The sequence below is a fragment of the Kribbella antibiotica genome, from assembly GCF_004349055.1.
Lineage (GTDB): Bacteria > Actinomycetota > Actinomycetes > Propionibacteriales > Kribbellaceae > Kribbella > Kribbella antibiotica.
Window position 1 is genome coordinate 33,595 of sequence record NZ_SMKX01000058.1, and the last position, 14,047, is coordinate 47,641.

A 14,047-nucleotide genomic window follows, 5' to 3' on the forward strand; every position below is an offset into this window, starting at 1 on the left:
CCATGGCGACCGAAACTGTCACCTCAGGTGCCCTGGCCGCGATCGGGACGACGGGAGTCTCCCGGTTCTCCGGGATCCTGAGTTCGTTGCGCCGCAGCCCGGCCGGCTTCATCGGCTTCATCATCGTGGCGCTGCTCGTCCTGATCACCACGATCGGGCCGATCTTCACGCCCACACTCGAGCCGAACATCAAGGAGATCCTGCTGCCGTCGGGATCACCAGGGCATCTGCTCGGGACCGACAACGAGGGCAAGGACGTCCTGATCCAGATGATCGACGGCGGCCGGTCCGTCATCTTCATCGGATTCGTCGCAGCAGCGATCTCCACCGCCCTGGCCATCGCGCTCGGGTCGCTGGCCGCGTACCTCGGCGGTTGGGTCGACTCCGTGGTTGTCACGCTGGCAGACGTCGTACTGACTGTGCCGCAGATCGTGTTGCTCGCCGTCCTCGGTGCACTCTTCAAGCTGGACTCACCGCTGTTGCTCGCGCTGTTGGTCGGTGGTTTGTCCTGGCCAGTGCTGACCCGCGCGGTGCGCTCCCAAGTGCTCTCACTGAAAGAACGTGAGTTCGTCGAGGCGGCCCGGCTGCTCGACCTCGGGACCCCGCGGGTGGTGTTCGTCGAGATCCTGCCGAACATGGCCAGCTTCATCCTGATGAACTTCATGATCGGGGTCACGAACGCGATCTACTCGCTCGTCGGCCTGTACCTGCTCGGCCTCGCGCCACTGACCGGATCGAACTGGGGCATCATGCTGAACCGCGCCTGGATCGCCGGCGCGATCTTCAACGACGCCAGCCTCGGCTTCATCCTGAGTCCGGTCGTCGCCATCACGCTGCTCCTGCTCGGTCTGGTCATGATGACCAGGTCGCTCGAGGAGATCCTCAACCCCCGCCTCCGGGACCGGTGATCGCCATGACGACAACGTCCCCTGGAGCCGCGCGCGCAACTCGTGGCGGCAGCGGCAAACCCCTCCTCTCGATCCGCGACTTCAAGGTCGAGTACCGAACCGGCTCCGGTACGACGGTGCAAGCGGTCCGCGGTGTCGACCTCGACCTCTATCCAGGCGAGAGTCTGGCGCTGGTCGGCGAGAGCGGTTGCGGCAAGACCACGTTCGGGCTCGGCCTGTTGCGACTGCTGCCGCGTCTCGGGCACGCGTCCGGCCAGGTCACCTTCAACCGCGGTGACGGGACCGAGATCGACGTACTGGGTCTTGATGGTCGTGATCTGCGGCAGTTCCGGTGGCGGGATGCCGCGATGGTGTTCCAGGGCGCGATGAACGCGTTCAACCCGGTGCTGAAGATCCGCGGGCACATGCACGACACGATGCGCGCGCACACCAAGGCGACCAAGCAGGAGATCGAAGAGCGCGCGGCCGAGTTGCTGCGGCTCGTCCGGCTCGAGCCTGAGCGCGTGATGGACTCGTATCCGCACGAGCTCTCCGGTGGCATGCGGCAGCGCGTACTGATCGCGATGAGCCTGCTGCTGGAGCCCGAGGTGCTGATCCTCGACGAGCCGACTACGGCCCTCGACATCCTCACCCAGCGCTCGGTGGTCGACGTACTGCATGAGGTACGTGAGCGGCTCGGCTTCTCGATGATCTTCATCTCGCACGACCTGTCGCTGGCCGCCGAGCTAGCCGACCGGGTCGCCACCATGTACGCCGGCCGCATCATCGAGACCGGTGGTGTCCGCGACATGTTCTACAAGCCGCGGCATCCGTACACGCTCGGTCTGATCAAGGCCGTGCCGCCGATCGTCGGCGACCTGCCGGACCTCGAGTCGATCCCGGGCGGACCGCCGAGCTTGGCCAATCTGCCGAAGGGCTGCGCGTTTCACCCGCGCTGCAAGTTCGCCACGGACGAATGCCAGGAGGTGGATCCGCCGTTGATCCCGATCACCGACGAGCCGGGTGACGCCCACGACGTCGCCTGCATCCACTCGGACGAGGTCCACCTGGAGCGGAGGACGGCCTCATGACTGCTGTCTCGGAAAGCCCCGCCGTACAAGGCGAAGGTGGTAAGCCGTTGATGACGCTGGACGGCGTCAGCCAGGTGTTCGACACCAAGGCCGGCCCGATCCGCGCGGTCGACCAGGCCAACCTGTCGATCAACCCGGGCGAGGTGCTCTGCCTGGTAGGGGAGAGCGGCTCGGGCAAGACCACGGCGGCCCGCATGGCGGCCGGACTGACCCGGCCGAGCGGCGGTCAGGTCACGTACGACGGCCAGGACATCTGGTCGCTGAAGAAGAACGACTTCAAGGATTTCCGGCGCAGCGTCCAGTACGTCCACCAGGACCCTTACGCGTCGCTGAACCCGACCCGGACGATCCAGCAGACGCTCACCGCGCCGCTGCTCAAGCACGGTGTGGTGAAGGGCAAGCAGGCCGCCGCCGAGCGTGCGTACGAGCTGCTCACCAAGGTCGATCTGACGCCACCGGAGAACTACCTCTCGAAATACCCGCACCAGCTATCTGGTGGCCAAAGGCAACGAGTTGCGGTCGCCCGCGCGCTGACGCTGGACCCGAAGATCATCATCGCCGACGAGTCGACGTCGATGCTCGACGTGTCGATCCGGATCAGTGTGCTGGCGATGCTGGGCCGGTTGCGCGACGACCTCGGCGTCGGGTTCCTGTTCATCACCCACGACCTCGCGATCGCGAAGTACTTCGGTTGGCGTGGCCGGACCGCGGTGATGTACCTCGGCCGGATCGTCGAGTTCGGCCCGACCCCGCGGATCATCAACGCCCCGACGCACCCGTACACGCGGGCGCTGATCGACGCGATCCCGGAGCCAGATCCCGATCTGACCCGGACCAAGAACGCGGAATCCCTGCGCAGCCTGGAGATTCCGAGCCTGGCGCACCTGCCGTCGGGCTGCGCGTTTCACCCCCGGTGCGGTCAGTTCGAGGAGGGGTTGTGCGACGGCAAGGTCCCGCAGCTCGTCCAGATCCGGCCGGGACAGTCAGCCGCCTGTCACGTGGTTGCGCGCGACGGCGCCGATGAGCCGGCGGCCTGATGCCCCCGGAGCTGGGGCGGATGGCGCTCGGCTGGGCCGCATTCCTGGTCCTGGCCGCCGGTGTCCTGCTGCTCTCGCTCACCCCCGGTACGCCGGAGTTCGTCGTCACGCTGCTCACGTTGTTCTTGGGCCTGTTCCTGGGCCTGATCGTCGTCGCCGCCGCAGTCTGGACCAGGCGCCGTACGAAGCGGGAAGAAGGCCAGTAATCAACCAGCACCACTGACCCACGCGACGTGCGTGGGGCCAGGATCAGGAAAGGACCGCGAGGATGAGTCCCACCGGCAACAACGAGTCCGCGGCACGGGCCCGGACGAACGACGTCTCCCGCCGTAACGTGCTCCAGCTGTTCGGTTTCGCCGGTCTCGGCGCCGCCGGGCTGGGCTCGACCGTGGCGTGCTCACCGAGCAAGCCCACCGCCGAAGGCGGCGCCGGCGGCGACAAGGAGTTCCACGGCGCGTACCCGTACCAGCTGCCGCCGAAGGGCCACTTCAACCTGGCCGCCGGTGTCACCGACGGCGTCCAGGCGGCCAACAGCCCGTACAACGACCTGGTCTATCCCAGCGGCGGCCTGTACTACTGGGCCGACAAGAAGTGGGAATACATGCTGGCCGAGTCCGGCACGCTGGACGAGAAGGCGAGCACCTACACCCTCAAGCTGCGCTCCGGCCTGACCTGGAGCGACGGTACGCCGCTGACCAGCAAGGACGTCGTCGCGACCTTCAACCTGCACTGGCTGATGCGCCAGCAGTCCTGGACCTTCCTGTCCGACATCAAGGCCACCGACGACACCACGATCGTCTTCTCGATCGGTACGCCGTCGACCGTGCTCGAGCGGTACATCATGCGCGCCCCGATCCTGCCCGCGGCCGTGTACGGCGAGTGGGCGACCAAGGCCGAGACGCTGCGCAAGGCCAAGGGCAGCCTGGACGACGGCGAGGGCAAGACCCTCAACGGTGACTTCCAGAAGTTCCGCCCGGAGAACCCGATCGTGTCCGGCCCGTTCAACTACGACGTCAAGTCCATGACGAACTCGCAGATGACGCTGGTCAAGAACCCCAAGGGCCTGTTCGCCGACAAGATCGGCTTCACCAAGGTCGTGCTCTACAACGGTGAGACCTCCGACATCACCCCGACCGTAATGGACAAGTCGGTCGACTACGCGACCCACGGCTTCGCAGTGGCGAGCGAGAAGTCCCTGCAGAGCAACGGGTTCCGGATCCTCCGGCCGCCGGTGTACTCCGGTCCCGCGCTGGTCTTCAACTACACCACGCACCCCGAGTTCGCCGATGTCCGGGTCCGGCAGGCGATCGCCTACATCCTGGACCGCAACGAGAACGGCACCATCGCGCTCGGCGAGTCCGGCAAGGCCTGCAAGTTCATGGCCGGCTTCTCCGACCAGACGGTCCCGGACTGGGTATCGGACGCGGACCAGAAGAAGCTGCAGCCGTACGAGAAGGACTTCGCGAAGGCCACCCAGCTGCTCACCGCCGCTGGCTGGAAGAAGTCCGGCGACAAGTGGCAGACCCCGGCCGGTAAGCCCGCGGCGTACGACATCAAGTTCCCGACCGAGTTCGCCGACTGGAACCCCGCCGCCACCAACGCGGCCGACCAGCTGACGAAGTTCGGCTTCAACATCACCAAGCGCGGGATCACCTTCACCCAGCTGAGCCCCGACGTACTGGAGGGCAAGTTCGACCTCGCCATCCAGAGCTGGGGCGCCTCGTCGCACCCGCACCCGTACTTCTCGTTCGTCCAGGACCTCTACGCCTTCAACTACGTGACGGCCGCGAACTCCGGCGGTAAGGGCATGAACTTCCCGCTCAAGCAGAAGATCTCCACCGGCGACATCGACCTGAAGGCCGTCGTCGACAAGTCCGCCCAGGGCCTGGATCTCGAAGAGCAGAAGAAGAACGTCACCGCCGCGGCGCTGGCCTTCAACGAACTGCTCCCGATCATCCCGCTCTGGGAGCGCTACGGAAACAACCCCGCCCTCGAAGGCAAACGAGTGGCGAAGTTCCCCGCCGACGACGACCCGATCCTGAAGAACGCCCCGTACGCCGACAACTTCGTCATCATGGGCATGTACTCCGGCAAGGTCGCACCGGTTTAATCGTTCGCTTCTGACCCGGATGTTTGGTTGGGTCGGTCGGGTGATCACCGTGCGCGAGATCGACCCGGCCGACCCTGTTCTGTTCGATGCCTGGTACGACGCCCTCCATGCGGGCGCTGTCGAGGGCCGTGAGGCAGCGGTGATCGAAGGGCGCGAGGCGCTCGGGGGTTCGCTGCGCAGAGGCTCACCGGTGAAGGCGCGGATCCCTATCGCTGCCTTTGACGGCGATAGGGTCGTCGGCGCGCTGCTGTTCGAGTACCGGCTGGCCGACAACCTGGACAGCGTGTCGGTCGAGATCGACGTACCTGTGGAGCATCGGCGGCGCGGGGTCGGTACGGCGTTGTGGCAGTGGGCTGTGACCCGGGCCGCGCAGCTCGGGCGGACGATCTTCCAGACCGAACTCGGCGTACCGTCCGAGCCGTATTCCGGCGCGGAGTTCGCGGCGCGGCTTGGTTTCGTCGTCGAGCACGTCGAGGATCACCTCGTCGTTCAGCTCCCGTACGACGAGGAGCGGTTGGCCGGGCTGCGTGCGTCGGCGGGCGTTCTTGAGGGGTACACGCTGACTTCGTGGGCAGGGGTTTGCCCGCCTGAGCACCTCCAGGCGTACGCCGACCTGCACACGGCGATGGATAACGACGTACCGACCGGCGGGATGACCCGTGAGACGGTGCCGTGGACCGTCGAGAAGCTGGAGGCGAGTGAGCAGCGGACCGATCGCAGCTACCTCGCGCTGGTCACGATGGTGCACACCGAAGCCGGTGACCCGGCCGGGTACACGCTGATGTACGTCCCGCGCACCAATCCGGTCGATGTCCAGCAGGATGACACGCTCGTCCTTCGCGACCACCGCGGTCACAACCTCGGCACTCATCTGAAGCTGGCAAACCTTGACCAGCTTGCCAGACACCGCACCACGCAGACGTACCTGCACACGTGGACGGCGCTCTCCAACACCGCTATGCAGAAGGTCAACGCCCGCTTCGGTTTCTACACCGTCGAGCAGAACCAGGAGCTGGAGCTCACCCGCCCCAACCTCCGTCCCGCTGCGCGCGGTGTCATCGTTGACCCGGCCGACCGCATCCTGCTGGTCCGCTTCGAGTTCCCCGACGGCCCGCTCTGGGCGACGCCGGGTGGCGGGCTGGAGCCGACCGAGTCGCTGCTCGAAGGGCTACGTCGCGAGCTCACCGAAGAGGTCGGCTTGTCGCTCGAGGCCGACCCGCCGCACGTCTGGCACCAGGAAGTAGTTGCCGAAGGCCACGCTGATGGCTTCGACGGTGTCATCAACGACTACTTCCTCATCCGTACGCCGGAGTTCGAGCCGGCAGGAACTTTCACGGCCGATGAGCTCGCCGCCGAGAATGTTCACGAGCAGCGCTGGTGGACCCTCGACGAACTCCGTGCCCACGAAGGACGCTTCGCTCCCAGCAACCTCCCGACGCTCCTCGCAGACCTGCTCCACACCGGCCCACCCACGATCCCGCTGTCGTTGGGCCTGTGAGAACGCTGTGCGAACCGTGTGAGAAGACCCCCGCCCCGTTGGGCTTCGCCGTACCGTCATTGCTGTGAGCACTCGACATAGCGATGACTGGTACGTCCCCGTCCACCCCGCCGGCGGCGTCGGCTGCACCCTCCAAACCGGCCACCTCCCCAATGGCCGGCGCGTAGGCATCGCCTTCACCACCCTCACCCATCTCCACACCGCCTGCGGCCCGCACCACGAATACCTCCGCACCACCGAGCCGTCCCTCCGCGAAGCCCTGGAACCTCTCGGAATCACGCGAATCCAGCTGGACCCGCACCGAGTCGTCGCCGAGCTAGCCGTCGCCAGCTAGAGGCGGCGGACCCAGGTGAGGCGGCCTTCGTCCATGACCGCGTGGCCGTCGGCGGCTTCGGCGACGGTGGGGTCATGGGTGGCGATGATGACGGCGGCGCCTTGGTCTGCTTGGGTTTGGAGGAGGGCGAGGACGCGTTCGCGGTTGGTGCTGTCGAGTTCGCTGGTGGACTCGTCGGCGAGGACGGCGCGGCCACGTTGGGCGATGCCGCGGGCAACGGCGACGCGTTGTTGCTCACCGCCGGACAGCTCCTCGACCAGATGGTCGCCGCTCTCCGCGAGCCCGACCGCCGCCAGCGCTTTCTCAACGACGACCTGGGTTTCGTCCGGGTCGTTGCCGTTGGCCAGCAACGGGATAGTGAGGTTCTCGCGGGCGGTGAGTACGCGCGCGAGCCCGTTACCCTGCGGGATCAGTACGACGCCATGCGCGGCCGCGGCCGGTCGTTCGGTGATCACCAGCCCGTCGACCTCGACTGTTCCGGTGAGAACGTCGACCGCACCGGCGATTGCCCAGAGCAACGAACTCTTGCCCGCCCCGGACGGCCCGCTGACCGCAAGCACGAACCCCGGCGGTACGTCGAACGACACATCGTCGACGGCGACCAGATCGCCGTACGCGACTGTGATGTTCTTGACCTGGATCATGAAGACCCCTCCTGATCCACCGGGCTGAGCCGGACCTGACCGTCCTCGATCGTCACCTGTACCAACGTCCCGGCCGGCAACAACTCTGCGACATGCGGAGGCAGCGGCAACGACCCGTCGGTCGCAACCACGGCGTACTCCTCACCCGACCGCCCCTCAGCAGCAATCCGCCCGTCGCGAATCGTGATCGTCCGGGGGAGCGCCGCCGCGACTTCAGGGTCGTGCGTGATCAACAGAACCGTCATACCGGTCCGGTGGTTGATCGTGCGGATCGCGGCCAGCACCTCGTCACGCGCGTGGTGATCGAGCTGGCTCGTCGGCTCATCCGCCAGCAGCAGCCCCGGCATCGTCGCGATCCCCACCGCCACCGCGCACAACTGCACCTGCCCCGGCGTCAGCGCCGTCAACGCGACGGAGGCGTGCTCCCGCAGCCCAACCAGCTCCAGTACGTCGATCGGCGCCGGCACCTCACGATCCCGCGGCGCCGCCTGTTGCGCGTACCGCACGTTGTCGAGCGGCGACAGATATGGAATCAGATTCCGCCCAGCCCCCTGCAGCACGATCCCGACATCGCCGGACCGCATCCGATCCAGCTCAGCCTCGGTCATCGTCGCGAGGTTGTGCTCGCCGATCTGCAGCCGCCCAGCGCTAGGTGTCAGCAGCCCACCACATAGCTGCAGCAGCGTCGATTTCCCAGCACCAGAAGGGCCGAGGAGCCCGACCAGCTCACCCGGACGCACGGTGATCCCGATGCCAGAGAGCGCGGCCACGTCATGCCCGTGCGCGCGATAGATATGCACCAGGCCGGTCGTACTGATCGCCAGTCCGCTCATGTCAGCTCCTCCCGGATCCGGCTGTACGACGCTCTCCGGTTCACCCCGGTACCGAGCAGCAACGTCACCACCGCGAGCACGATCGTCCCGCCCGCCCACAACCCAATCGCGACCGGCCAGTTCGTGGACAACTCCAGTGGATACGGCCCGCCAGTGTCCGCGAACAGGGGGATGAGCGGGAGCGCGATCTGCGCACCAATCACCCCACACGCCGACCCCAGCAGCACGGCCAACGCGACCGGCCCGGTCTGCTCCCACCGAGCCGCCCGCCCGGTGAGCGGAGCCGGTACGCCGGTGATCCGCAGGCTCGCGTAGTCCTGCGCCCGCGACCGCCACGACGTCACCACAGTCAGCAGCAGTACGACGATCGCCAGCGCCCACGCTGCGATGCCGACCACCGGGGTCAGCTGCAACGTCAGTGCGCTGGCCGAACGCCCGTACGACGCGATGCGCTCCGACCGCACATCGGACAGTTCGACGCTGTACCCGGCCTTGCTGAACGCGGCCGTGAGTTGGTCGACTCGGGCCAGCCCCGCATCGTTCAGCCACAACTCGAAGTCGGTGGCGAACTCGTCGAGTCCGCCGCCGAGGCGTCGTACCGTCTCGAGATCGACGACCGCGGTCCGGTCGGGGTAGCGGTTCACCGGACCGGTGGAATTGCTCAGCTTGCTGACGAACATCGGCGTACCGTCACTTGCCGGGCTGGTCGTGGTCCCCTCCGCGTAACGGAACTCCGGTGTGATCACTGCCGGCACTGTCGTCGGAACGGTCCCGAACTGCAGGAACTGTTCGTCGCTGAAGCTTTTCACCGACAGCGTGAGCAGACCGCCGGCCTTGGCCGTGATGCTGCCCGCATCACCGCCGAGGTGCTCGACGCCCTTCCAGTCGGTCGCCGTTCCGAGCGTCAGCGATGGCTGGGTCTCGGTGGAAACCTTGCTGATGGCAACGTTGGCCGATACCCCGCCCTGGTCGAGGACCTCGCGGCCGAAGCCCAGCTGGAGCAGCTGGCAACCACCCAGGCAGTCGACGGACGCAGTCAGCGCGACCGGCTGTTTGGTTGTCAACGGCAACGGCGGGAACGAGACCAGGTAGCGGCTGCCGTTGCGCAGGCTCACGACGCTCGCCCGGAGGACGAGTGAACGCGCCGGATCGTAGTCGGGACCGCCCTTGAGCGGATTCTCCAACTGCTGCACGGAACTGATGGCCGCGGTCATGGTCAGCTTCGAGCTACGGAATTCGATCGGCTTGATCGCCGGCGCGGCCAGCGCCTGCCACCCGGCCGGGTCGGTCAGCTGATCGCCACGGTAGGCCACGCGGCGGAAACTCTCCGGCTCGATCATCATTGTCTTCAGAGAATCCGGCGCCGGCGGTCGCGACATCACCACCGGGGTGAACCACTGCCGCTGCGGGTCGATCTGGTTGATCGCCTTGGTGAAGTCGCCGAGGGAGAGCCCGTTTGTCCGTAGTACCGCTTGCGCCCCGACCTCGTATCCGGCGCGGGTCTCGCGGTTGTGGTCGCCGACCGATGCGGCCTGGCCGGCGAAGGCGAGCAGACCGCCCGCGACCGCGACCGCGGCAACGATCCGGGTGACGGCCGGCCGCCGGGAGATCTGCAGCGCTCCGAGGGCGAGTCCCAACCGCCCGCTGCGGGCGGCCCGGCGGCTGATCAGTCCGGCCGTCGGGAGCAGCAGATGCGCGAAGGTCAGGCCGACTGCCAGGGAGAGGAGTGCAGGGGTGAGGACGGGGAGCGGACCGCGGCCGTCGCCGGTCGCGGCCGCGGCGAGCCCGGCGACCGCGAAGACGATGATGCAGAGGTCGACGATGCCGACCGCCCAACCGCGTCCGCGCGGCGGAACCCGGCGCAGCAGGCTCGAGATCGTCTGCCGGACACCGCCCCGGACCTGGAGGATCACCACGAGCAGCCCGATGACGATCGCCAGGACAAGCGCCGCCGGTACGGTCCACGGGAGTTCCAGCGGGGCGCCGTACCGGAGCCAGGTCGCCCGCGCGATCAGGAGCAGACCGAAGCCGGTCGCGACTCCGGTGAGGGTGCCGATCAGCACCGGGATTCCCAATTCGGTGATCAGGCTGCGCGCCGTACGGCGGGCTGACGTACCGCGGAGTCGCGACAGGGCGATCTCCGGGCGACGCTGATCGACCACGGCGCCGAGCGCGAGCGCCAGGACGACGACGCCGAACAGCGCGACCTGGACCATCACCAGCGGGATGATCGTGCGGCCCTGTGAGCGCTGGTTCTGGATCTGGTCGATGACCGTGGACAGCGACGAAGTGTTCTCGGCGTTGAGCCCGAGCTGGGTGGCGTTCCCGTTGACCGTGTCGGTCGCGTCCTGGAGCCGGGCGAGGTCGTCGATCCGCGCGACCCCGGGGATGACGCGGGTGTCGGAGGAGAACCGGGGCGCCCAGGTCTTGCCGGTGAACGTCGAAAGGTCGGCGAAGAAGTGATCCGTGCTGCCGGCGTCCAGGTCGGACGGCGAGCGGGAATGGCCGGTCGGATACTGCCCGAACCAGTACTCGCCGCGCGCCTGCAGCGGCCGGTAGAAGCCCACGACAGTCAACTGGGCGCCACCGTCGAAGTTGTCCGACGGCTTGCCCTGGACCGACGATCCGACCGTGAAGTCCCAGGTCGTCTTGTCCGCGATGGAGGCGATCACCTCGTTGGGCCGCTGCGGGCAGCGGCCCTCGACCACGGTCAGTTGCGCACAGTAACCGTCGCGCCACACCAGCGTGCCGGCCACCGAAGGCTCCTTCGGGATCATCGTCGGCACGCGCCAGGTCAGGGTGCTGCGCATCCCGTGCACCGGGGGAGTAAAGAGCGCCTTGAGATCGGCCGGGACCAAAGCGTCGAGCGACTTCGGATCGCCTTCAGCACTGCCACCGACGGTTTCGACCCCAGTCTGCGACGACAGCTTCCAGGCAGCCGGTATGGCCTGACTGGTCAGCGTTTCGGTCATCACCGTTTGCTCGACCGCGCGCGAGAACCACGGTGCGAACACCGCACAGGTCCCGATCAACAAGCTGATCCCGGCCAGAACCAAGGCCTGGGCCCAGCGATAACGCAGCGCTCTGCGCAGAAACATCAGCCACCCCCAGCGTCGTACTTCGGTGTGAACATACGGAAAGTGACGGCCACGGTGGTGGAACCCGGAAAAATGTCACGGAGTCGTTGCCTGGTCAGATTCTTCGGGTGCTGTGGGGTGCGGACGGTGGCAGCGGTAGGTTCGGACCATGAGTGAATCCCACCTCGGTGACCTGACCGTCTCCCGCCTCGGCCTCGGCTGTATGGGGATGTCCCAGTCGTACGGCGTGACGTCGGACGAGACCGAATCGATCGCGACCGTGCACGCGGCGATCGACGCCGGCTGCACCTTCCTGGACACTGCCGACATCTACGGCAACGGTGCCAACGAGTCGCTGATCGGCCGCGCAATCGCCGGCCGGCGCGATGAGGTGGTGCTGGCGACCAAGTTCGGCTTCCGGCCGCAGGCCGGTGCCGCGATGCCGACCGGGGTCGACGGCAGCCCGTCGTACGCGGTCTCGGCTCTGGATGCCTCGTTGCAGCGGCTCGGCGTTGACCACGTGGACCTCTGGTACCTGCATCGGCGCGATCCGAAGGTGCCGATCGAGGAGACGGTGGGGGCAATGGCTTCCCAGGTTGAGGCGGGGAAGGTTCGGTACCTGGGACTTTCCGAGGTGAACGGCGACACGGTGCGGGCCGCGCACGCGGTGCACCCGATTACCGCCGTACAGAGTGAGTGGTCGCTGTGGACGCGTGACCCGGAGACCGTCGTACTGCCGACACTGCGTGAGCTGGGGATCGGGTTCGTGCCGTTCAGCCCACTGGGGCGCGGGTTCCTCACCGGTCAACTGAAGTCGCCGGACGATTTCGAGCCGGACGACGCGCGGCGCGGGCTGCCGCGGTTCAGCGGAGAGAACTTCCAGCGCAACTTGGACCTGGTCGCCAAGGTCGAGGAGCTGGCCGCCTCTCGCGGTATCGCCGCCGGCCAGCTGGCCCTGGCCTGGTTGCTTGCTCAGGGCAATGACATCGTTCCGATCCCGGGGACGAAGCGCCGTAAGTACCTGGCGGAAAACCTTGGTGCGCTCGACGTTTCGCTGACTGCCTCCGAGCTGACCGCGTTGAACGAAGCCTTCCCGCCGGATCTCGACGTGGCGGGGGAGCGGTACGCCGCCGGTGGCATGGACCTGGTGGGCAAATGATCGCGCTGACAGGCTCGACCGGCCAGCTCGGCTCCCGGATCGCGCAGTTGCTGGCGTCGGGTGGCGTGCCGCAGCGGCTGGTTGTCCGCGACGCGTCCCGGGCTCCGTCGTTGCCGGGGGCCACGGTTGCCGTTGCCGCTTATGGCGAACATGCCGCGCTGCTTGATGCGCTCGACGGTATCGACACCTTGATGTTGCTGAGCGCAACGGAATCGGCTGACCGGGTTTCCTTGCATAAGGCAACCGTTGATGCGGCGGTCGCGGCCGGCGTCAAGCGGATCGTCTATACCTCCTTTGCCGGCGCTGCTGCGGACGCGACCTTCACGTTCGCTCGCGACCACTGGCACACCGAGCAGCACATCCGCAGTACGGGCGTTGACTTCACGTTCCTCCGCGACAACCTCTACCTCGACTTCATCCCCGGCTTCGTCGGCGAGGACGGCGCCATCCGCGGCCCCGCGGGCGACGGCCGGGTTGCCGCGGTTGCCCGCGACGACGTCGCCGCGGTAGCCGCTGCAGTTCTGACGAGCGACGGCCACGCAGGCGCGACGTACGACCTCACGGGTCCGGCCGCCTTCACGCTCGCCGAAGCAGCCGCCGTACTGGCTGCTGCCTGGGACCGACCGGTCCGCTACGAGCCCGAAACCCTCGACGAGGCCTACCGCTCCCGCGAGTCCTACGGCGCCGCCTCCTGGGAGGTCGCCGGCTGGGTCACCTCCTACGCCGCCATCGCATCCGGCGAACTAAGCCACGTCTCCACCGCCGTCGCCGACCTCACCGGCCGCCCACCTTTGGGCCTGCAGCAGCTTGTCGGTCCTGAGTGAGAGACTGTCCACGTGCCGCTCTACCGGGATGAGGCGATCGTTCTGCGCACCCACAAACTGGGTGAAGCAGACCGCATCGCCACGCTCCTGACCCGAGCCAACGGCAAGGTCCGCGCCGTAGTCAAAGGCGTCCGCCGTACGTCGTCCCGCTTCGGCGCCCGCCTCGAGCCCTTCAGCCACGTAGACCTCCAGCTGGCCACCGGCCGCACCCTCGACGTAGTCACCCAAGCCGTCTCCATCTCCGCCTACGGCGAAGGCATAGTCAACGACTACGCCCGCTACACCACCGGCACAGTCCTCCTGGAGACCACCGACCGCCTGGTAGTAGAAGAAAAAGAACCAGCCACCCAGCACCACCTACTCCTGGCCAGCGCCCTCCGCGTCCTCTCCAAAGGCGAACGAGAACCAGCCCTGGTCCTGGACTCGTTCCTCTTAAGAGCCCTAGCCATCTCCGGCTACGCCCCCTCCTTCGGCGACTGCGCCCGCTGCGGGGAAGAAGGCCCCCACCGAGCCTTCAACCCCACCTCCGGCGGCGTAGTCTGCGCCGCCTGCC

At 67.2% G+C, this 14,047-nt stretch carries 13 protein-coding genes; 10 read left to right on the forward strand and 3 right to left on the reverse strand.

Annotated features, from left to right (window positions below; all coding sequences use genetic code 11):
- The first annotated feature begins 2 nt into the window (after positions 1-2).
- The 7 genes from E1263_RS20590 (at position 3) to E1263_RS20620 (ending at position 6,957) form a co-directional block, all read left to right on the forward strand.
- Complete coding sequence (locus tag E1263_RS20590; RefSeq protein ID WP_132169756.1) at positions 3-908, forward strand: ABC transporter permease; 906 nt, start codon at positions 3-5, stop codon at positions 906-908.
- 5 nt (positions 909-913) lie between these two features.
- A complete protein-coding gene (locus E1263_RS20595) occupies positions 914-1,978 on the forward strand; it encodes an ABC transporter ATP-binding protein (RefSeq protein WP_132169758.1) in 1,065 nt (354 codons plus the stop codon).
- Positions 1,975-3,015: an ABC transporter ATP-binding protein gene (locus tag E1263_RS20600; RefSeq protein ID WP_132169760.1), complete on the forward strand. Its 1,041-nt coding sequence runs from the start codon at positions 1,975-1,977 to the stop codon at positions 3,013-3,015. Before E1263_RS20595 ends, E1263_RS20600 begins: the two co-directional genes overlap by 4 nt.
- A complete protein-coding gene (locus E1263_RS20605; protein ID WP_132169762.1) occupies positions 3,015-3,221 on the forward strand; it encodes a hypothetical protein in 207 nt (68 codons plus the stop codon). The genes E1263_RS20600 and E1263_RS20605 overlap by 1 nt, the downstream gene beginning before the upstream one ends.
- Positions 3,222-3,283: 62 nt before the next feature.
- Positions 3,284-5,125 carry an ABC transporter substrate-binding protein gene (locus tag E1263_RS20610; protein ID WP_132169764.1) on the forward strand — a complete coding sequence of 614 codons (1,842 nt, stop codon included), beginning with the start codon at positions 3,284-3,286 and terminating at the stop codon, positions 5,123-5,125.
- A 40-nt stretch (positions 5,126-5,165) separates the two neighbouring features.
- Positions 5,166-6,623: a bifunctional GNAT family N-acetyltransferase/NUDIX hydrolase gene (locus E1263_RS20615; protein WP_132169766.1), complete on the forward strand. Its 1,458-nt coding sequence runs from the start codon at positions 5,166-5,168 to the stop codon at positions 6,621-6,623.
- Between the two features lie 64 nt (positions 6,624-6,687).
- Positions 6,688-6,957, forward strand: a complete 270-nt coding sequence (locus E1263_RS20620) for an SAV_915 family protein (RefSeq protein WP_132169768.1) — start codon at positions 6,688-6,690, stop codon at positions 6,955-6,957.
- On the opposite strand, the gene E1263_RS20625 is transcribed toward E1263_RS20620, so the two are convergent.
- From E1263_RS20625 to E1263_RS20635, 3 genes are read right to left on the reverse strand one after another with little or no spacing between them, the layout of a single operon-like run.
- Positions 6,954-7,601 (reverse strand): ABC transporter ATP-binding protein, encoded by a 648-nt coding sequence (locus tag E1263_RS20625; RefSeq protein ID WP_132169770.1) that lies wholly within the window; start codon positions 7,599-7,601, stop codon positions 6,954-6,956. The two genes, E1263_RS20620 and E1263_RS20625, sit on opposite strands and share 4 nt — an antisense overlap.
- Entirely contained in the window at positions 7,598-8,434 is an 837-nt protein-coding gene (locus E1263_RS20630) for an ABC transporter ATP-binding protein (RefSeq protein ID WP_132169772.1), read from the reverse strand. Before E1263_RS20630 ends, E1263_RS20625 begins: the two co-directional genes overlap by 4 nt.
- Positions 8,431-11,532, reverse strand: a complete 3,102-nt coding sequence (locus tag E1263_RS20635; protein WP_132169774.1) for an ABC transporter permease — start codon at positions 11,530-11,532, stop codon at positions 8,431-8,433. Before E1263_RS20635 ends, E1263_RS20630 begins: the two co-directional genes overlap by 4 nt.
- A 148-nt stretch (positions 11,533-11,680) precedes the next feature.
- Between E1263_RS20635 and E1263_RS20640 the strand changes: the two genes are divergently transcribed.
- From E1263_RS20640 to recO, 3 genes are all read left to right on the forward strand, one after another.
- Positions 11,681-12,670: an aldo/keto reductase gene (locus E1263_RS20640; RefSeq protein ID WP_132169776.1), complete on the forward strand. Its 990-nt coding sequence runs from the start codon at positions 11,681-11,683 to the stop codon at positions 12,668-12,670.
- Positions 12,667-13,494 carry an NAD(P)H-binding protein gene (locus tag E1263_RS20645; RefSeq protein WP_132169778.1) on the forward strand — a complete coding sequence of 276 codons (828 nt, stop codon included), beginning with the start codon at positions 12,667-12,669 and terminating at the stop codon, positions 13,492-13,494. The genes E1263_RS20640 and E1263_RS20645 overlap by 4 nt, the downstream gene beginning before the upstream one ends.
- 12 nt (positions 13,495-13,506) lie before the next feature.
- On the forward strand, positions 13,507-14,047 hold a 541-nt coding region (gene recO / locus E1263_RS20650), incomplete at its 3' end, for a DNA repair protein RecO (RefSeq protein WP_132169780.1).